Raw genomic sequence first — 18,673 nt, 5'->3', positions numbered from 1 at the left:
CCCTCTCCCCGGGGGCGGCGGGCGTACGGGGCGCTCCTTCCCCTGCCCCGATGCCGATGACCGCCGACGCGGAGACCTCATGAACGTACTGCTCGACAATTTCCCAGCGTTCCGCGACGGCTTCATAGGAACTGTGTCGATCACCGCCGTCAGCTCGCTTATCGCCCTGGTTCTCGGTGTCGTCGTCGCCGGATTCCGCGTCTCGCCGGTGCCGCCGCTGCGGTACTTCGGCACCGCGTGGGTCACGCTGATGCGCAACACCCCGCTGACGCTGCTCTTCCTGATCTTCTTCTTCGTGGTGCCGGAGATCCTCTTCCCGGGGATGAGCCCGTTCGTCCTCGGCTCCCTGGCCCTCGGCTTCTACACCTCGTCCTTCGTCTGCGAGGCGGTCCGCTCCGGCATCAACACCGTGCCGCTGGGACAGGCGGAGGCCGCGCGCTCGATCGGCATGACGTTCGCCCAGACCCTGCAGATCGTGGTGCTCCCCCAGGCCACGCGCACGGTGATCCCGCCGCTGAGCAGCATCTTCATCGCCCTGACGAAGAACTCCGCGATCGCCGGCGCCTTCAGCAACGCCGAACTGTTCGGCTGGCAGAAGCTCATGAGTGACAAGGGCTACGACATCGTCCCCGTCTTCATCTGGGTGGCCATCGGGTACCTGATCATCACCTTTACCATCAGCGGCCTCTTCCGGCTGCTGGAGCGTCGCATGGAGGTCGCCCGATGAGCGCCAGCGTTCTCTACGACGCCCCGGGCCCCAAGGCCGTCGTCCGCAACCGGATCTACGCCGTCGTCGGCAGCCTCGCCATCGCGGCGCTGATCGTCGTCAGCATCCTGCGGCTGGCCGACAAGGGGCACCTCGCCCCCGAGATGTGGGACATCTTCAACTACGCGGGCATCCGGCAGAACATCGCCGACGCGGTGCTCGCCACCCTCAAGGCGTTCGGTCTCGCCGCGGTCGGTTCGCTGGTCCTCGGCGTGCTCCTGGCGGTGGGCCGGCTCTCGGACCACAAGCCGGTCCGCTGGGTGGCGACCACCTTCATCGAACTGTTCCGCTCGCTGCCGCTGCTGATCACCATCTACGCGATCTGGGTCGGCTTCCTCACCGACTACTCGATGTGGGCGCTGGCGGCGGGCCTCTCGGTCTACAACGGCTGCGTCCAGGCCGAGGTGCTGCGGGCCGGGATCAACTCGGTGCCCAAGGGCCAGAGCGAGGCGGCGTACGCCCTCGGGATGAGCAAGACACAGGTGATGACGACCGTCCTGATGCCCCAGGCGGTCCGGTCGATGCTGCCGACGATCATCAGTCAGCTCGTGGTGACCCTCAAGGACACCTCGCTCGGCTTCATCATCCTGTACCCGGAGCTGCTCCAGACCGCGCGTCTGATCGCCTCCAACACCCAGGTGAACGGCCAGTACCCGTACGTCTCGACGATCGTCGTCATCGGCACGATCTACATCGCGATGTGTCTGCTGCTCTCGGCGCTGGCGACGTGGATCGAGAAGCGCGGACGCCGCGCCAAGACCGGCATCAAGGTGGCGCCCGGCGTCCAGACCGCCACCATCCCCACCGTGGGCGCCGTTCCCGGCGTCGACGCGGGGGGCGCAGGGGGCGCAGGTCCGACGGTCGACGGTGCAGCCGGGGCCGGAGTGGCGAAGGACTGACCGGCCCGGGGCCTTCCCGGCCCCTCCCGGCAGGAGCATTCGAGGCAGCGGCGCACGCGTCGCTGCCTCGGTCACTTGACGCAAGCACCACCAGTGGGTTGCATACGTTCTGTGATCACGCACCCGGCTACCTCTGCCACGTTCCGCATGACCGTCAGGGCCGGAGGGTACGCACTGTGGACCCGGTGATCGTCGTCGGCGCCGGGCCCGTCGGCCTGGCGCTGTCGCTGGCCCTCGCCGCCCAGGGCGTCCCGTCGGTCCTCCTGGACGAGGGCCCCGGCACGGAGGAGCCGCGGCCCGCCCGCACGGTCGTGCTGCGCGAGGACACGGCCGATCTGGTGGGCCGCCTCGGCTGCCGGGAGCTGGACCGGGTCGGGCTGCGCTGGACGGGCTGGCGTTCGATGCGCCGGAAGCAGCTCGTCCGGGAGATGCCGCTGAGCGGGGGCCGGCCGGACGAGGACGGTGAGCCGCTCCCCGGGCTCCTCCCCTCGCCGCTGCACCTGCCGCAGCACGAGCTGAGCGCCGCGCTGCGTGCGGCGGTGAACAAGGACCCGCTGGTCCAGCTCGCGCCGCTGAGCCGGATCGACACTCTGGAGCAGGACCGCGACGGCGTCACCGTGCACACCAGGGAGCCGGGATCGACCTGGTGGCGCGGGAGTTATCTGGTCGGCTGCGACGGCGCCCGGTCGACCGTGCGCAAGCTGCTGGACATCCGCTTTCCCGGTCGTACGGCGGTGGAGCGGCATGCCGTCGCCTCGCTCCGGGCCGAACTGCCCTGGCCCGACCGGGCCGTGTCGCACCGGCAGCCGCCGTGGCGGACCGGCGGCGAGGAGGTCTCCGCCCGGCCGCTGCCGAACGGCGTCTGGCGGCTGGACTGGCTGCTGCCGCCGCGCGGCGAACTGGTCACCCCGGAGGCGGTGATCACCCGGATCCGGGACACGCTGGCAGGCTGGTGCGGCGAGACCCCTCCGTACGAACTGCTGGACACCGGCGTCCATACGCTCCACCACCGGCTCGCCCGGCGCTGGCGCAGGCAGCGCGCCTTCCTGGCGGGGGACGCGGCGCATCTGCTGGGGGCGCTGGGCACGCAGGGGCTCGACGAGGGCATCCGGGACGCCGAGAACCTGGCCTGGAAGCTGGCGCACGCCTGGCACCACGGCCCGGCCGAGCAGCTGCTGGACAGCTATCAGGCGGAGCGGCGGGCCGCGGTGGCCGCCCGGTTGCGCGCCGCCGATCAGTCGCTGCCGATACTGCGTGGCGGAGGCGGTCTGCGGACCCTGGTCCCCGGCACCGCGCGCGGTCACGACACCCTGCTCGCCGACGGCCATCTGGGCCGCGGGGCACTGGGTGCGCCCCCTTCGTACTCGCACTCCCCTCTTGCGCCTCCGCACACCGAGGCGCACACCGCTGTCGGTACGCCCCCCGGTGCGCCGGTCATGGATGTGACGGTGACCGCGCCGGACGGAACGACGACACGGCTGCGGGAACGGCTCGGGCAGGGGCATCCGCTGGTGATCCTGGTCGCGCCGGGGACCGGCGTCTGGGACCGGCGGCACTGGCAGACGGCGGGCGTCATGCCCCGCCTCACGGACGCCGTGGCGGCGCTCCCCGGTACGACGGAACTGCTGGTCACCGAGAGCTACCCGGGGGCGTCGGCCCACACCGTGCTGCTGGTCCGGCCGGACGGGCATCTGGTGGCGGCCTTCGGCGGCGTACGGCCCGCGGAGCTGTTCAGCGCGGCGCAGGCCGCGTTGGGCGGCGCGCCGCGTGCTGGGCGGGAGCGCGCGGAGGCGGAGGACGAGGGGAGCGGGAGCCGGGAGAACAGAGGCGAGAAGGGGGCCCGGCCGCGGGTCCATGCAGACGGGACCGCGGGACACCGCTGACCGGTGGTCCGGCGTCCGCCGTACATGTGCGTCCGTGGCGGACGCACATTGACCGTCACGGGCACGCGTGGTGTACTCCGGATCATGACCGACACCGATGTGCGCCTGTGGCGGAGGGTCCATATGGACCTCGTCCGTTACGCGGGCTGTGTGTGTCGCCCGTCCTGCTGAATCGCCTCCCTCTGCCGGTCCGTGCCGCTTTCCGCACGACCGGGATCCCGCGCGAACTCTCAGGACGGTCCTCGTGTCTTCCGCTCACTCCGCCGTGCCCACGGCCGGCTCGGCGCCTTCTCCCTCATCCACCGCTGCTCCCACTTCTTCCCCTTCCTCCGCTGCCGCTCCCGCCACCGCTGCGCCGACGGTCGCGGAGCTGCTGGAGTTCGTCCGCCGCACCGCCCGGGACGAGGCGCTCATCGCCTCGTTGCCCCTCGATCCGGAGGGACGCACCTGGATCCGGCTCGACGGCCCCGGCGGCAGCGAGGCGTGGCTGATCGGCTGGCCGCCCGGCACCGGTACGGGCTGGCACGATCACGCCGACTCGATCGGCGCGTTCACGACGGCGGCCGGTGCCCTCGAGGAGCACTCGCTGGCCGTGCGGCTGCCCACCGACGGCTGGAAGACGCTGGAGCTGACGGACGGGGTGGACCGGTCGAGGGAGCTGGCGACCGGTCAGGGGCGGGCCTTCGGCCAGAACCACGTCCACGAGGTCCTCAACGCGTCCGAGGACGCGCACGCGATCTCCGTCCACGCCTACTACCCGCCGCTGCCGCGGATCCGCCGGTTCAGCCGCACCGGTGCCGTGCTCCGGCTGGAGCAGACCGAGAGCCCGGAGGACTGGCAGTGAGCGAGAGCCGGAGCACGGACGCCCAGGTCCCGGTGGGCATCGACGAGCTGCTGGAGCGGGTCAGGGCCGGCTACGACCGGATCGGCCCGCTCGCCGCCACCGCTGCGGCGGAAGCCGGGGCGCTGCTCGTGGACATCCGGTACGCGGCACTCCGCGACCGGGACGGACTGATCCCCGGTGCGCTGGTCGTCGAACGCAACGAGCTGGAATGGCGGCTCGACCCGCGGGGCAGCCACCGCGCACCCGAGGCGGTCGGCCACGACCTCCAGATCGTCGTCATCTGCAACGAGGGATACGCCTCCAGCCTCGCGGTCGCCTCACTGCGGCTGCTGGGGCTGCACCGGGCCACCGATCTGATCGGCGGCTTCCAGGCCTGGCGCGCGGCGGGGCTCCCGATCACCTCCACCTGACGCCCGCACCCGCGATCCGGTACATCCCCCCTGGTGCCCGGCACCTGAACTCAGGTGCCGGGCGTCGGCTCTCCGGTGCCGCACCCGAACGCCACGTTCCACTGGAGCAATCGCCGCGCGTGACCGACATTCGCCTCACACAGAGGACCGAAATGTACGGAGATGAGCGCATATGGCGACCGCTGTCCTCACCCCCGATCAGCTCGACGGCCAGGCCTCCCGGCTGCACGACACCCAGGCGTGGCAGCAGATCGTCACGGGCTGGGAGCACAGCGCCCCCGGGCCCGCGTCGGCCCCCGCACCCACTCCCGTACCCACGCGCCCCTCCGACTGGCGAAGCCTGTTGTCCGTACCCGTGGACCGGCTGATCGACGACACGGTGCGGTCCCTGCCCGCGCCGCCTCCGCACCAGCGCCCGCTGCCCGGACGGCTGGGGGCGATGCTGCCCGACCGGGTCCATCTCTGGCGGCGGGTCGGGCAGAGCGACCTGCGCCCCTCGACCCATCTCGGCTACGCACGGCAGATCCTGGCCGAGTGGGGCTGGCAGAACACCCCGTACCGGCTGCGGAACGTCCGTGGCGCCCGCTGTGTCTGCGGTGCCATGATCTCCGCGCACCGTCTCGGCTACGGCTCCCTCGACACCGTGGACCGGGCCGGCGCCTGGCTGATCACGGAGTTGCGCGCACAGGGATGGCCGGGGCTGATCGGCCCCTGGAACCGCCATCCCGGCCGCACCGCCGCCGACGCCCTGGCCCTCCTCGACGCCACCATCCGCCGCGCGTCCCTGGCCGGACAGTAGCCACCGGACAAGGACATACTTCCGGATCCGCCGACAAGGACTCGCGTCAGGGGATCGCTGAGTGACTCACCATCGGAGCACCGGCGTCAGAAGGGCTCGTCCAGGCCTTCCGTGTCCTCGCCCTCCTCCTCCAGCGCCTGACGCACCACCCGCAGGGCCATGCCCTCCCCGTATCCCTTGCGTGCGAGCATCCCCGCCAGACGGCGCAGCCGCTTGTCCCGGTCCAGCCCCCGGGTGGAGCGGAGCTTGCGGGCCACGAGCTCGCGCGCCGTCTCCTCCTCCTGGTCCGAGTCGAGCTGCCCGACCGCCTCGTCGATGACGGCGGAGTCCACGCCCTTCGTCCGCAGCTCACGGACGAGGGCGCGGCGCGCGAGCCCCCGGCCGTGGTGCCGGGACTCCACCCATGCCCCGGCGAACGCCGCGTCGTCGATCAGGCCGACGTCCTCGAAGCGCGCGAGCACCTCTTCGGCCGCCTCGTCCGGGATCTCCCGCTTGCGCAGGGCGTCCGCGAGCTGCTTGCGCGTCCGCGGTGTCCCGGTCAGCAGCCGCAGACAGATGTTGCGCGCCTGCTCGACCGGGTCACGCGGCTCCCCCTTCTCGGCCCTCGACGAGGAAGGGGAGCCGCTGCTTCTGGTGCCGGAGCGGGTACGACGGCCCGCCCCCTCGCCGAATCCGCTCCCGGCGCTTGTTCCACCGCGTGACCGGCGCCCGGACCGCGCCCCGACGTCGTCCGCTGCCGCCCCCCGCGCGGCAGCGGACGCGTCGACGGGCCCGTCATCGGATCCGGCACCGCCGCTGGGCTCGGCGGGGCTGTCCGGCCACTCCGTACGACGTGTCACGGCCTAGCTCTTGGCCGCCGCGGTCTTGGCCGGCTTGGCCTTGGTGGTCGCGGTGGTCGCGGGCTTCGCCACCGTGTCGGCCGCCGGTGCCGCGTCGGCGCCGGGCTCGCCCGCGTCGGCGTCCGGGCGGACGCCGACGCCCAGCTTCTCCAGGATCTTCTTCTCGATCTCGTTGGCGAGGTCGGGGTTGTCCTTGAGGAAGTTGCGGGCGTTCTCCTTGCCCTGGCCGAGCTGGTCGCCCTCGTACGTGTACCAGGCGCCGGCCTTGCGGACGAAGCCGTGCTCCACGCCCATGTCGATCAGTCCGCCCTCGCGGCTGATGCCCTGGCCGTAGAGGATGTCGAACTCCGCCTGCTTGAACGGCGGGGCGACCTTGTTCTTGACGACCTTGACGCGGGTGCGGTTGCCGACCGCGTCGGTGCCGTCCTTGAGGGTCTCGATCCGGCGGATGTCGAGGCGCACCGAGGCGTAGAACTTCAGCGCCCGGCCACCGGTCGTGGTCTCCGGGGAGCCGAACATCACGCCGATCTTCTCGCGGAGCTGGTTGATGAAGATCGCGGTGGTCTTGGACTGGTTGAGCGCACTGGTGATCTTGCGGAGGGCCTGGCTCATCAGCCGGGCCTGGAGACCCACGTGCGAGTCGCCCATCTCGCCCTCGATCTCCGCACGGGGCACCAGGGCCGCCACGGAGTCGATGACGATCAGGTCCAGCGCACCGGAGCGCACCAGCATGTCGGTGATCTCCAGCGCCTGCTCGCCGTTGTCCGGCTGGGACAGGATGAGGCTGTCGATGTCGACGCCGAGCTTCTTCGCGTACTCGGGGTCGAGGGCGTGCTCGGCGTCGATGAAGGCCACCGAGCCGCCCAGCCGCTGCGCGTTCGCCACGGCGTGCAGCGTCAGCGTCGTCTTACCGGAGGACTCCGGTCCGTACACCTCCACCACGCGGCCGCGCGGCAGACCGCCGACACCGAGGGCGACGTCGAGGGCGGTCGATCCGGTGGGGATGACCTCGATGGGCTCGTTCGGCCGCTCACCGAGGCGCATCACCGCACCCTTGCCGAACTGTCGTTCAATCTGTGCGAGCGCGGCGTCCAACGCCTTCTCGCGGTCGGTTCCTGCCATGGGTTCCACCCGATTTGCTTGAGTCGATCGCTTCACGTCACAGACGCTAACCCCTGCCACTGACAATGGGCCTCGACGTCCTCCCGACCTGTGGACAACTCCACGGCCGGGCCCGGGAAAACCCGGCCGGAATCCCATCAGAATGGATGTTCGATTTCCGTGTCAAGCGCACCACGCGGGAGCCGCGACGCGGGGGCGACGAGTTCCCGGGCCCACGGCGGCCCACCCTCCCGCAGGAGCCTCGGGCGGTTCACCGGCCACCTGCATATTCAGGTATATCGTCCTATATTCAGTCGATATGGGAGCGACCACGGAACCCGGAGCCTTCCTCGGCGGGCAACCCCCCGGGCCCGACCTGGCCGGGCGTGTGGCGCTCGTCGCCGGAGGGACCCGCGGGGCCGGGAGAGGCATCGCCGTCCAGCTCGGCGCCGCCGGGGCGACCGTGTACGTGACCGGCCGGACCAGCGGTTCCGAGCGCTCCGAGATGGACCGGCCCGAGACGATCGAGGAGACCGCGGCCCTGGTCGACGCAGCGGGCGGGAGGGGGATCGCCGTCCGGGTCGACCATCTGGTCCCCGACGGGGTCAGGGCGCTCGTGGCCCGGATCGCGACCGAGCAGGGAGCCCTGCACATCCTGGTGAACGACATCTGGGGGGCGGAGATCGAGTGGGACAAGCCGGTGTGGGAGTCGTCCCTCGACACCGGGCTGCACACCCTGCGGCTGGCTGTCGACACCCATGCGATCACCAGTCACTTCGCGCTGCCGCTGCTGATCGAGACACCGGGCGGGCTGGTCGTCGAGATGACCGACGGGACGGACGAGTACAACGCGTCCCACTACCGCGTCTCGTTCTTCTACGACCTGGCGAAGGCCGCGGTGAACCGGATGGCCTTCGCCCTCGGCCATGAACTGGCACCGCACGGTGCGACGGCCGTGGCGCTCACCCCCGGGTGGCTCCGGTCGGAGGCCATGCTCCAGGCCCACGGGGTGACCGAGGCCACCTGGCGAGACGCCGTCGCGCACGCTCCCCACTTCGCGATCTCCGAGTCACCCGCCTACGTCGGCCGTGCCGTGGCCGCCCTCGCCGGTGATCCCGAGGTGGCCCGCTGGAACGGCAGGTCGCTCTCCAGCGGGCAGCTCGCCCAGGTGTACGGCTTCACCGATGTGGACGGGGACCGGCCCGACGCCTGGCGCTATCTGGCCGAGGTCCAGAACCCGGGTCTCCCTGCCGACGTGACGGGCTACCGTTGACGCGGACCGTCCGGCGAGCCCTCCGCTCCTCCCCGGCCGACGGCCCCGGGGCCTCTCAGCAGGCGGCTCATGCGCGACGTCAACGGCCTCCCGGGCGCACGGCTGCTTCCACCGTGGACGCGCGGGTCGTCGGTGACGTCGTACCGCTTCACATAGGCACCGAGGAACGCCTGGAGCGTGGCGACGGCCGGGATGGCGACCAGCGCACCGACGGCGCCGAGCAGGGCCGTGCCGGCGATGACCGATCCGAAGGCGACCGCGGGGTGGATGTCGACGGTCTTCGCGGTCAGCTTGGGCTGGAGCACGTAGTTCTCGAACTGTTGGTAGATCACCACGAAACCGAGCACCCACACCGCGTACCAGGGGTCGACCGTGAAGGCGATCAGCATGGGCAGGGCACCCGCGAGATACGTGCCGATGGTGGGGATGAACTGCGAGACTAGTCCGACCCAGACCGCGAGCGCCGGGGCGTAGGGCACCCCGAGGATCACCAGCAGGATGTAGTGCGCGGCACCGGAGATCAGGGCCATCAGACCGCGCGAGTAGATGTACCCGCCGGTCTTGTCGACCGCGATCTCCCAGGCGCGCAGCACCTCGGTCTGCCGGGCCGGCGGGAGGACGGAGCAGAGGGCACGGCGGAGCCGGGGGCCGTCGGCCGCGAAGTAGAACGAGAAGAGGAAGACCGTCAGCAGCCGGAACAGCCCGCCGATGACCGTGGTGGAAACGTCGAGCACTCCGGTGGCGCTGTTCTGGACGTACTTCTGCAACCAGTCGGAGTGCAGCAGGCTGTCCTGGACCTCGACCCGGGAGAGTTCGGTGCGGAAGGTCTGATTGATCCAGTTGATCACCGAGTCGATGTACTTGGGGAACTCGTCGACCATGTCGACGATCTGGCCCGCGAGCATCGACCCCAGCAGCACCACGAACCCGACGCCGAAGATCGTGAGGCCCAGGACGACGAGAAACGTGGCGAGCCCCCGCCGTATTCCGCGACTCGCCATCCGGCTGACCGCGGGCTCGATGGCGAGCGCGAGGAAGAACGCGATCAGCACGTTCGTCAGCAACCCGATGAGCTGGTCGAACGCCCAGCTGCTGAGCTGGAAGCAGGCATAGAGCGCAAGGGCCAGCACCATCGCACGCGGCAGCCAGGCGGGCATACGGACCCCACCGGCGCCGGACGGCGACGCGGGTGGCACGCTCGGCGGAGCGGGCGGGGAGGCGGACGGCTGGGCCGGGGCGCTCTCGTCTGTCGATGACACGGGACAAGTCTCGCCTACGCCACGGACAGCCGGTCCCCCGCCCCGAACCGGCCGCTCCGGCTCCGCTCCCGCCGGGAACAGGGAGTCTTCCGGGCTCGGCGCTCGTCCACCGGAACGTTTGCACGGCCCTGAAGGTGCAGAACGTTCATGAGCCGTTCAGGACGTTCGTGAGACGTTCAGCGCTTGTCCGCCGGAACGTCCATGGCCGCACAGACCCCGCGCCAGACGTCCTTGGCGTCCCAGCCCGCCTCCAGCGCCTGGTGCACCGTGCGACCGCCGAGTTCGGCCATCACATGGTCACGGGCGAAGGAGTCCGCGTACGCCGCACCGAAGTGGTCGGCCATCCGCTCCCAGAAAATCGTCAACCGCATGCCATCAGTATCCCGCTCCTGAGGGTGCAGCAGGTCCACCTGGCATGTGCCCGGGCTCTTCGCCCTCTACGGTCGGTCCATGGCTGGAACCGGAGCACACACCCTTGCCCGTGCCGAGCAGTTCATCTGGCTCACCGCCCGCGTCCTCGAACAGAGGAGGTTCGCCCATGCCTTCCTGGACGGAGACCCCGACGCCGTCGAGACGGCCCTGGCCGCCTACCTGAACAAGGACGGCGGCTACGGTCACGCGCTGGAACCCGATGTGCGGGGGCCGGTCAGTCAACCACTGCACACCGCCCACGCCCTGAGCGTTCTCGACTCGATCGACCGCTGCGACGGACAGCGCGTTGAACGGATCTGCCGCTATCTGACCGATGTATCAACCAAAGAAGGCGCGCTGCCCGCTCTGCTGCCCACGCAACGTGGTTATCCAGCGGCGCCGTTCATCCCGATCGTGGACGATCCGCCGGCGGAGCTGCTCGCGACCGGCCCGGTCGTCGGGCTGCTGCACGGGAATCGGGTGTGGAACGCCTGGCTGTTCCGGGCGACGGACTTCTGCTGGAGCGCCGTCGAGGCCCTGGAGCAGTCGCATCCCTACGAGGTCGAGGCCGCGGTCGCCTTCCTGGACGGCGCCCCGGACCGCGCCCGGGCGGAGGCGGCGGCCGACCGCCTCGGCCGTCTGGTGCGTGAACAACGGCTCGCGGTGCTCGACCCGTCCCGGCGGGCGGAGTACCCGGTGGCGACCGGCTACGCCCCTGGCGAGCACCACTTCCCGCACGACTACGCCCGTACGCCCGGGTCCCTGGCCCGCCGCTGGTTCGCCGACGAGGAGCTGGAGCGCTCGCTCGACCACCTGGCCGCCGAGCAGCAGGACGACGGCGGATGGCCCGTGACCTGGCGTCGGTGGGCTCCGGGAACCGCGTTGGAAGGGCGCCCGCTGGTGACGCTCAGGGCCTTGGAGACGCTCCGCGCGTACGGTCGCCCGCTCGGCTGACCCTGCGGGCAGGCCGCACGGGACTCGGCTGCCCCCGCGGCAGGCCGCACAGGAGTCGGCTGCCCCCCGGGGCAGGCCGCCAGGGGGGTTGCAGGCCGTCCCCTCAGGCCAGCGCCCGTACGCCCGCCGTGACGAGAACGCCCGCGCCGACGACGACCAGGAAGGGAGCGCGAAGGACCAGCGCGAGTGCCGCCGCGCCGAGACCGGCGGCACGGGCGTCGAGGACGAGCTGATGGCCGTCGCCGAAGGTCTGCTGCGCGGTGAGTGCCGCGAGCAGCGCGACGGGCAGCAGGGCGGCCATCCGCTGGACGAGCGGTCGTTCCAGTACGCCCGCGGGGACCAGCAGGCCCAGGAGTTTGGCGAGGTAGCAGCCCGCCACGGTCAGTCCGATGGCAATCCAGACGTTCATGAGTGCCACTCCTCCTTCTTCCGCCGGGTCACCGTTCCGCCCGAGCCCTTCCCGTCGCCCGGCCCCTTCTTCTTCCGTCCCATGAGGAAGAGGACGAGGGGCGCGGCGAGCGCCGAGATCAGGACGGGCACCCCCGCGGGCAGCACGGGCAGCAGGGTCAGGGCCAGGACGACGGCCAGTCCCGCCGTGACGCGTTCGGTGGTGCTCGTGAGCATCGGCGCGAGCAGCGCGAGGAACACCGCGGGGCTCGCCGCGTCGAGGCCCCACGCGTCGGTGTCGCCCAGCGCCTCGGCGCCCAGAGCGCCCACCAGGGTGGTGAGGTTCCACAGCACGTACAGGGTGAGTCCGGTGACCGTGAAGCCGATGCGCGCGGCCCGCCGGGTGGGCTGGGGCAGGGTGACCGTGGTCGTCTCGTCGATGACCCAGTGGGCGGCGAACGGCCGTACCGCACGGGGGAGGGCGAGCAGTTGGGAGAGTCGCAGACCGTAGAACGCGTTCCGGACGCCCAGGAAGAACGCCCCGGCCGCCGCGGTGTACGGGTTGCCGCCCGCCGCCAGCGCCCCGACCAGGGCGAACTGCGAGGCACCGGTGAAGACGAGAAGGCTCAGGACGCAGGTCTGAAGCAGGCTGAGGCCGGAGCCCGCGGAGGTGACGCCGAAGGCGAAGCCGGAGAGGCCGACGGCGATGCCGACGCCGAGCGCGTCCCGGACGACGGCCGCGTCCGGCTTGTCCGGTCGGGTCTCGGACGCCGGACCGGGCGGGCCGGGCGGACCGGCGGCTATGGCACCGGGCATGCCGGTGCGCTCTGGAGGTGCTGTCTGTTCTGCCACGCCCGGAACGCTACGGGGGACTTCGGGGCCCGGTCTTGTACGTTCTTGCGCCCCGCCGCTTGTCCGTTCACGCGCCCCGCCGCTTGTACGTTCGTGCACGCTGGCCCCTTCGACGTTCGTGCACGCTGGCCCCCTTGTGCGTTCATGCACCCCACCGGCCACCGGCTTCCCCCCTCCCCGGCGCCGCAGAGTTCTCACCCGCCGGGCCGCGGCACTCCGCGCTCGCGCTGGTACGCGCCCGGCGGCACACCCACGATCCGGGTGAAGTGCCGATTGAGGTGCGGCTGATCCGTGAAGCCGACGGCGGTCGCGGCCTCGGCGGGGGCGACCCCCGCGTCGAGCAGGCGGCGGGCCCTGCGCACCCGGGCGTCCGTGAGCCAGGTGTGGGGCGGCATCCCGTACTCCTTCTTGAAGGCCCTCAGCAGTGCGAACGGGCCGATGCCCAGCTCAGCGGCGAGCGTCTCCAGCGTGGGCGGATCGGCCATGCGCTCCTCCAGCACGGCGCGGGCGCGAACGGCGTTCCGCGCGCCCCCGGTGTGCGCGGTCAGCCCGGACAACGGGCTGCCGTGCCGGCCGATGAGCCGGGTGACCAGGATCCGCAGCAGGCTGTCGGCCGCCAGCGCGTTGCCCTCCTCCGCCGCCCGGTGCACCTCGGTGATCAGCCGGGAGGCGTGGGGGTCGGTCACCCGGGTCTCGGCGAAGCCGACCGTGCCGCGCAGGGACGTCACCTCGGCCGCGATGTCGTTGACGACCTGCGCCGACGGGTAGAGCGTGGAGTACGCCCAGCCCTCGGGGGCCCCGGAGCGGGCGGTGTGCGGCACCTCCGGGTTGATCATGACGACGGTTCCGGGGACCGCGTGGACCGTGCCGCCCGGCAGCCCCACGTCCTCCACCCCGCCGGTCACCGCTCCGAAGACATAGCCCTCGTGACTGTGGCGGGGGAAGGTGTGGCGGACGTACCGGGCGCGCAGCAGATCGAGGTCGGGCAGCGCGGCGTACTGCCAGTGCCGTGCCCACTCGCCCGCGCCGTCCGCTCCCGCCATGGGGCCATTCTCGCAGGTCCGGGTCGTGCGCGACCGGCCGAGCGGACCACGGCGGGTGGCGCACCGGACCGTTGTCAGTGACGGGGTGCACGATGGGGGACATGACCGGATCAGCGCTCGACGCCTTCTCTCCCGCGACCCGCAGTTGGTTCGCCGGGGCCTTCAGCGCGCCCACCGCCGCGCAGGAGGGCGCCTGGCGGGCCATCGGCGAGGGCAGTGACGTCCTGGTCGTCGCGCCGACCGGTTCGGGCAAGACGCTGGCCGCGTTCCTCGCCTCGCTGGACCGGCTGGCCGCCGAGCCGCCGCCCGCCGACGCCAAGAAGCGCTGCCGTGTGTTGTACGTGTCTCCGCTCAAGGCCCTCGCGGTCGACGTCGAGCGCAATCTCCGCTCACCGCTGACCGGAATCCGCCAGGAGTCGGTGCGGCTGGGCCTGCCGGAGCCCGAGGTGCGGGTCGGCATCCGGTCCGGGGACACCCCGCCGGCCGAGCGGCGCTCCATGGTCACCCGGCCGCCGGACATCCTGATCACCACGCCCGAGTCGCTGTTCCTGATGCTGACGTCCTCCGCCCGGGACTCGCTGGCCGGGGTGGAGACGGTGATCCTCGACGAGGTGCACGCGGTCGCCGGGACGAAGCGGGGCGCCCACCTCGCCCTCTCCCTGGAGCGGCTCGACGAGCTGCTGGCCCGCCCCGCCCGGCGCATCGGCCTGTCCGCGACGGTCCGGCCGGTCGACGAGGTGGCCCGCTTCCTCTCACCGCAGCGGAAGGTGGAGATCGTCCAGCCCCGCTCCACCAAGGAGTTCGACCTCTCTGTCGTCGTCCCGGTCGAGGACCTCGGCGAGCTGGGCGGCTCCCCCGCCGCCGGAGGCGAATCCGGCCAGGCGGACAAGCCCTCGATCTGGCCGCACGTCGAGGAGCGCATCGCCGATCTCGTCCAGTCGCACCGCTCCACCATCGTCTTCGCTAACTCCCGGCGGCTGGCGGAGCGCCTGTGCAACCGGTTGAACGAGATCGCCTACGAGCGGGCGACCGGCACCCCCTTCGACCCGGACGACCCGGCCCCCGCGCTCCCGGAGGCGCACGCCCCCGCCGAGATCATGGCCCAGTCCGGTGCGGGCAAGGGCGCCCCCGCCCTGCTGGCCCGCGCCCACCACGGCTCGGTCTCCAAAGAGCAGCGCGCCCAGGTCGAGGAAGATCTCAAGGCGGGCCGGCTGCCCGCCGTGGTCGCCACCTCCAGCCTGGAGCTGGGCATCGACATGGGCGCGGTCGACCTGGTGGTCCAGGTCGAGTCCCCGCCCTCCGTCGCCTCCGGGCTCCAGCGGGTGGGCCGCGCCGGACACCAGGTGGGCGCGGTCTCGACCGGGGTGGTCTTCCCGAAGTACCGGGGCGATCTGGTGCAGGCCGCCGTGGTCACCGAGCGGATGCGCGAGGGGGCCATCGAGGCGCTGCGCATCCCAGCCAATCCGCTGGACGTCCTGGCGCAGCAGCTGGTCGCCATGGTGGCCCTGGACAGCTGGCAGGCCGACGACCTGCTGGCCCTGGTGCGGCGGGCCGCCCCGTTCGCCTCACTGCCCGAGTCGGCGTTCACCGCCGTCCTGGACATGCTCGCCGGACGCTATCCCTCCGACGCCTTCGCGGAGCTGCGCCCCCGGGTGGTGTGGGACCGCGTGGGGGGTACGGTCACGGGCCGTCCCGGTGCGCAGCGGCTGGCCGTCACCTCGGGCGGCACCATCCCGGACCGCGGCCTCTTCGGGGTCTTCCTGGCCGGGGCCGACCCCAAGAAGGGCGGCGGCCGGGTCGGCGAGCTGGACGAGGAGATGGTCTACGAGTCCCGCGTCGGCGACGTCTTCACCCTGGGCACCACGTCCTGGCGGATCGAGGACATCACCCGGGACCGGGTCCTCGTCTCGCCCGCCCCGGGCGTTCCGGGGAGGCTGCCGTTCTGGAAGGGCGACCAGCTGGGCCGCCCGCTGGAGCTCGGCCGGGCCCTGGGGGCGTTCCTCCGCGAGATCGGCGGCCTGTCCGAGGAGGATGCCCGGCTGCGGCTGCTCGCGGCCGGACTCGACGCCTGGGCGGCCGACAACATCCTGGCCTATCTGGACGAGCAGCGTCGGGCCTGCGGCCATGTGCCGGACGACCGGACGATCCTGGTCGAGCGGTTCCGGGACGAGCTGGGCGACTGGCGGGTCGTCGTGCACTCCCCCTTCGGCGCCCAGGTGCACGCCCCGTGGGCGCTCGCCCTCTCCGCCCGCCTCGGTGAGCGTTACGGCATGGACGCCCAGGTCATGCACGCCGACGACGGGATCGTGCTGCGGCTGCCCGACGCGGACATGATGGGCCTGGATCTGCTCGATTTCGACGCCCCCCCGGCTCCAGGGGCGTCGGAGACCGAGAACGGCGGACCGGCGCCGGGAGCCCTGGCGTACGACAGCGACCAGCCCCCGGTGGCGGCGGCCGACGTCGTCTTCGACCAGGGCGAGGTCCAACAGATCGTCACCGACCAGGTGGGCGGATCCGCCCTGTTCGCCGCCCGGTTCCGGGAGTGCGCCGCGCGCGCCCTGCTGCTGCCCCGGCGCTCCCCCGGCAAGCGCACCCCGCTCTGGCAGCAGCGCCAGCGGGCCTCCCAGCTGCTCCAGGTCGCCTCGGAGTTCGGCTCCTTCCCGATCGTTCTGGAGGCCGTCCGCGAATGCCTCCAGGATGTGTTCGACGTCCCCGGGCTCACGGAGCTGATGGGCGATCTGGAGGCGCGCCGGGTCCGGCTGGTCGAGGTGACCACCCAGGAGCCCTCACCCTTCGCCCGCTCGCTCCTCTTCGGTTATGTGGCCCAGTTCCTGTACGAGGGCGACTCACCGCTGGCCGAGCGGCGCGCCGCCGCCCTCTCCCTGGACTCCCATCTCCTGGCCGAGCTGCTGGGCCAGGCGGAGCTGCGCGAACTGCTCGACCCCGAGGTCCTCACCGAGCTGGAGCGGGAGCTGCAGTGGCTCACGGAGGACCGGCGCGTCAAGGACGCCGAAGGGGTGGCCGACCTGCTGCGCGTTCTCGGTCCGCTGACCGACGCCGAGCTGGCCGAGCGGGGCGCCCAGCCGTCCTGGGCGCCGGAGCTGGCGACGGCCCGCCGGGCGATCCAGGTCCGGATCGCCGGCGCCGGCCACTGGGCGGCGATCGAGGACGCGGGCCGGCTGCGGGACGCCCTCGGCACCGCGCTTCCGGTCGGCGTCCCCGAGGCGTTCACCGAGCCGGTGAAGGACCCGCTCGGCGACCTCCTCGCCCGGTACGCACGCACCCACGGCCCGTTCACCGCAGCCCGGGCCGCCGAGCGCTTCGGACTCGGCACCGCCGTCACCGACGGGGCGCTGCAACGCCTCGCGGCCTCCGGCAGGACCGTCCAGGGTGAGTTCCACCCGGCGGGCATCGGCCAGGAATGGTGCGACGCCACGGTGCTGCGCCGGCTCCGCCGCCGTTCACTGGCGGCGCTCCGCCAGGAGCTGGAGCCCGTGCCCCCCGCGGCCCTGGCCTCCTTCCTCCCCCAGTGGCAGCACTTCGGCTCCCACCGGCTGCGGGGCATCGACGGGCTGGCCCGCGCCGTCGAGCAGCTCCAGGGTGCGCCCGTGCCCGCATCGGCGCTGGAGAAGCTGATCCTGCCGAGCCGGGTCCTCGGCTACGCCCCGGCGATGCTCGACGAGCTGACGACCACGGGTGAGGTCGTCTGGGCGGGGGCGGGGGCGCTGCCCGGCAAGGACGGCTGGGTCTCCCTGTACCTCGCCGACAGCGCGCCGCTGCTCCTGCCTCCCCCGCACCCGCTGGAGCTGTCGGCGCTCCACGAGTCCGTGCTCACCACGCTCTCCGGCGGGTACGGCCTCTTCTTCCGCCAGATCGCCGACCAGGTCCGGGCCACCACCCACCCGGACTGCACGGACCAGCAGCTGGCCGACGCCCTGTGGGACCTGGCCTGGTCCGGGCGGCTCACCAACGACACCCTGGCCCCGCTGCGCTCGCTCCTGGGCTCCGGGCGGACGGCGGGCTCCACCGCCCACCGCTCCCGGCGCAGCGTCCCTCGCGGGCGCTACGGCTCGCTCACCGCCGCCGCCCGGCCCGCGTCCCGGACCGGCCCGCCGACCGTGTCGGGCCGCTGGTCCCTGCTGCCCCCGGTCGAGCCGGAGCGGACCCACCGCGCCCATGCCCTGGCCCGGACCCTCCTCGACCGGCACGGCGTGGTGACCCGCGGGGCGGTGCAGGCGGAGGGGGTGGAGGGCGGCTTCTCCGCGACGTACCGCGTCCTGGCCGCCTTCGAGGACAGCGGGCAGGCGCGGCGCGGCTATGTGGTCGAGGGACTGGGAGCCGCCCAGTTCGCGATGGACGGGGCCGTGGACCGGCTGCGGGCGGCCTCCACGGCTCGCGACCGCCGGGATCCGGAGACCGCGCCCGAGGCCCTGGTGCTCGCCGCGGCCGACCCGGCCAACGCGTACGGCGCGGCGCTGCCGTGGCCGGAGTCCCCGGACGGCGCCGGACACAAGCCGGGCCGCAAGGCGGGGGCGCTGGTGGTCCTCGTCGACGGCGAGCTGACGCTCTACATGGAGCGCGGCGGCAAATCCCTCCTGGCCTGGCCGTCCGACCCCGAGGCCCCGGCCCTGCGAGCGGCCGCCGAGGCCCTGGCCGCCTCGGCCCGCGCCGGCGCCCTGGGCACGGTGACGGTGGAGCGGACGAACGGCGTCTCGTCCCTCACCTCGCCCCTGGGCCGGACGCTGGAAGCGGCGGGTTTCCTCGCCACCCCGAGAGGCCTCCGCCTGCGCGCCTGACCGGGGCCGCCGGACCACGCCGCGGCCGCCCGTCGGATACGGGTCGACGCACGGGACGCCGCCTGCGGGAGTACGCACGGGCGCCCCGGCGCGGGGCGACGCACGGGACGCCGCCCGCAGGGGTACGCACGGGCGCCCCGGCGCGCCCATCATGGAG

The 18,673-nt window shown here is 72.5% G+C and carries 17 protein-coding genes; 10 read left to right on the top strand and 7 right to left on the bottom strand.

Going from position 1 to position 18,673, the window contains the following annotated elements; all coding sequences use genetic code 11:
* Positions 1-79 precede the first annotated feature (79 nt).
* From CCZ36_RS27185 to CCZ36_RS27160, 7 genes are all read left to right on the top strand, one after another.
* Positions 80-727: an amino acid ABC transporter permease gene (locus CCZ36_RS27185; RefSeq protein ID WP_006128036.1), complete on the top strand. Its 648-nt coding sequence runs from the start codon at positions 80-82 to the stop codon at positions 725-727.
* The gene (locus tag CCZ36_RS27180; protein WP_069738683.1) at positions 724-1,665 is read left to right on the top strand and encodes an amino acid ABC transporter permease; all 942 of its coding nucleotides are present in this window, start codon (positions 724-726) and stop codon (positions 1,663-1,665) included. The genes CCZ36_RS27185 and CCZ36_RS27180 overlap by 4 nt, the downstream gene beginning before the upstream one ends.
* A 176-nt stretch (positions 1,666-1,841) precedes the next feature.
* Positions 1,842-3,548 (top strand): FAD-dependent monooxygenase, encoded by a 1,707-nt coding sequence (locus CCZ36_RS27175; protein WP_128818761.1) that lies wholly within the window; start codon positions 1,842-1,844, stop codon positions 3,546-3,548.
* Between the two features lie 24 nt (positions 3,549-3,572).
* Positions 3,573-3,719, top strand: a complete 147-nt coding sequence (locus CCZ36_RS37015) for a putative leader peptide (RefSeq protein WP_373297768.1) — start codon at positions 3,573-3,575, stop codon at positions 3,717-3,719.
* A 73-nt stretch (positions 3,720-3,792) separates the two neighbouring features.
* Complete coding sequence (locus tag CCZ36_RS27170) at positions 3,793-4,392, top strand: cysteine dioxygenase (RefSeq protein ID WP_128818760.1); 600 nt, start codon at positions 3,793-3,795, stop codon at positions 4,390-4,392.
* Positions 4,389-4,802, top strand: a complete 414-nt coding sequence (locus CCZ36_RS27165; protein ID WP_128818759.1) for a rhodanese-like domain-containing protein — start codon at positions 4,389-4,391, stop codon at positions 4,800-4,802. The genes CCZ36_RS27170 and CCZ36_RS27165 overlap by 4 nt, the downstream gene beginning before the upstream one ends.
* A 172-nt stretch (positions 4,803-4,974) precedes the next feature.
* Positions 4,975-5,601, top strand: coding sequence for a DUF6197 family protein (locus tag CCZ36_RS27160; RefSeq protein ID WP_069738687.1), 627 nt, complete (start codon positions 4,975-4,977; stop codon positions 5,599-5,601).
* Positions 5,602-5,687: 86 nt separating this feature from the next.
* On the opposite strand, the gene recX is transcribed toward CCZ36_RS27160, so the two are convergent.
* Together recX and recA are read right to left on the bottom strand one after the other, a co-directional pair.
* On the bottom strand, positions 5,688-6,440 hold the full coding sequence (recX, locus tag CCZ36_RS27155; RefSeq protein ID WP_128818758.1) for a recombination regulator RecX: 753 nt from the start codon (positions 6,438-6,440) through the stop codon (positions 5,688-5,690).
* Between the two features lie 3 nt (positions 6,441-6,443).
* On the bottom strand, positions 6,444-7,562 hold the full coding sequence (recA, locus tag CCZ36_RS27150; RefSeq protein WP_069738689.1) for a recombinase RecA: 1,119 nt from the start codon (positions 7,560-7,562) through the stop codon (positions 6,444-6,446).
* 367 nt (positions 7,563-7,929) lie between these two features.
* Between recA and CCZ36_RS27145 the strand changes: the two genes are divergently transcribed.
* The gene (locus CCZ36_RS27145; RefSeq protein ID WP_128819753.1) at positions 7,930-8,814 is read left to right on the top strand and encodes an SDR family oxidoreductase; all 885 of its coding nucleotides are present in this window, start codon (positions 7,930-7,932) and stop codon (positions 8,812-8,814) included.
* On the opposite strand, the gene CCZ36_RS27140 is transcribed toward CCZ36_RS27145, so the two are convergent.
* Both CCZ36_RS27140 and CCZ36_RS27135 read right to left on the bottom strand, forming a co-directional pair.
* Positions 8,805-9,971: an AI-2E family transporter gene (locus CCZ36_RS27140; protein ID WP_128819755.1), complete on the bottom strand. Its 1,167-nt coding sequence runs from the start codon at positions 9,969-9,971 to the stop codon at positions 8,805-8,807. The genes CCZ36_RS27145 and CCZ36_RS27140 overlap by 10 nt on opposite strands.
* Positions 9,972-10,249: 278 nt before the next feature.
* Complete coding sequence (locus tag CCZ36_RS27135) at positions 10,250-10,444, bottom strand: DUF3046 domain-containing protein (RefSeq protein ID WP_006128024.1); 195 nt, start codon at positions 10,442-10,444, stop codon at positions 10,250-10,252.
* 79 nt (positions 10,445-10,523) lie between these two features.
* Between CCZ36_RS27135 and CCZ36_RS27130 the strand changes: the two genes are divergently transcribed.
* A complete protein-coding gene (locus tag CCZ36_RS27130) occupies positions 10,524-11,438 on the top strand; it encodes a hypothetical protein (protein ID WP_069738704.1) in 915 nt (304 codons plus the stop codon).
* A gap of 103 nt (positions 11,439-11,541) precedes the next feature.
* Here CCZ36_RS27130 and CCZ36_RS27125 read toward each other — a convergent pair whose 3' ends face one another.
* The 3 genes from CCZ36_RS27125 to CCZ36_RS27115 form a co-directional block, all read right to left on the bottom strand.
* Entirely contained in the window at positions 11,542-11,847 is a 306-nt protein-coding gene (locus tag CCZ36_RS27125) for an AzlD domain-containing protein (protein WP_128818757.1), read from the bottom strand.
* Positions 11,844-12,677, bottom strand: coding sequence for an AzlC family ABC transporter permease (locus tag CCZ36_RS27120; RefSeq protein ID WP_128818756.1), 834 nt, complete (start codon positions 12,675-12,677; stop codon positions 11,844-11,846). Before CCZ36_RS27120 ends, CCZ36_RS27125 begins: the two co-directional genes overlap by 4 nt.
* A 194-nt stretch (positions 12,678-12,871) precedes the next feature.
* Positions 12,872-13,720 carry an AraC family transcriptional regulator gene (locus CCZ36_RS27115; protein ID WP_128818755.1) on the bottom strand — a complete coding sequence of 283 codons (849 nt, stop codon included), beginning with the start codon at positions 13,718-13,720 and terminating at the stop codon, positions 12,872-12,874.
* A 101-nt stretch (positions 13,721-13,821) separates the two neighbouring features.
* Between CCZ36_RS27115 and CCZ36_RS27110 the strand changes: the two genes are divergently transcribed.
* A complete protein-coding gene (locus CCZ36_RS27110) occupies positions 13,822-18,516 on the top strand; it encodes an Lhr family ATP-dependent helicase (RefSeq protein WP_128818754.1) in 4,695 nt (1,564 codons plus the stop codon).
* Positions 18,517-18,673 lie beyond the last annotated feature (157 nt).

Origin of the sequence: Streptomyces sp. S063 (assembly GCF_002832675.1) — a bacterium.
GTDB classification, from domain to species: Bacteria; Actinomycetota; Actinomycetes; order Streptomycetales; family Streptomycetaceae; genus Streptomyces; species Streptomyces sindenensis.
The sequence above is the reverse complement of the archived record's forward strand: the minus strand, read 5'-3'. Positions and strand labels throughout refer to the sequence as shown.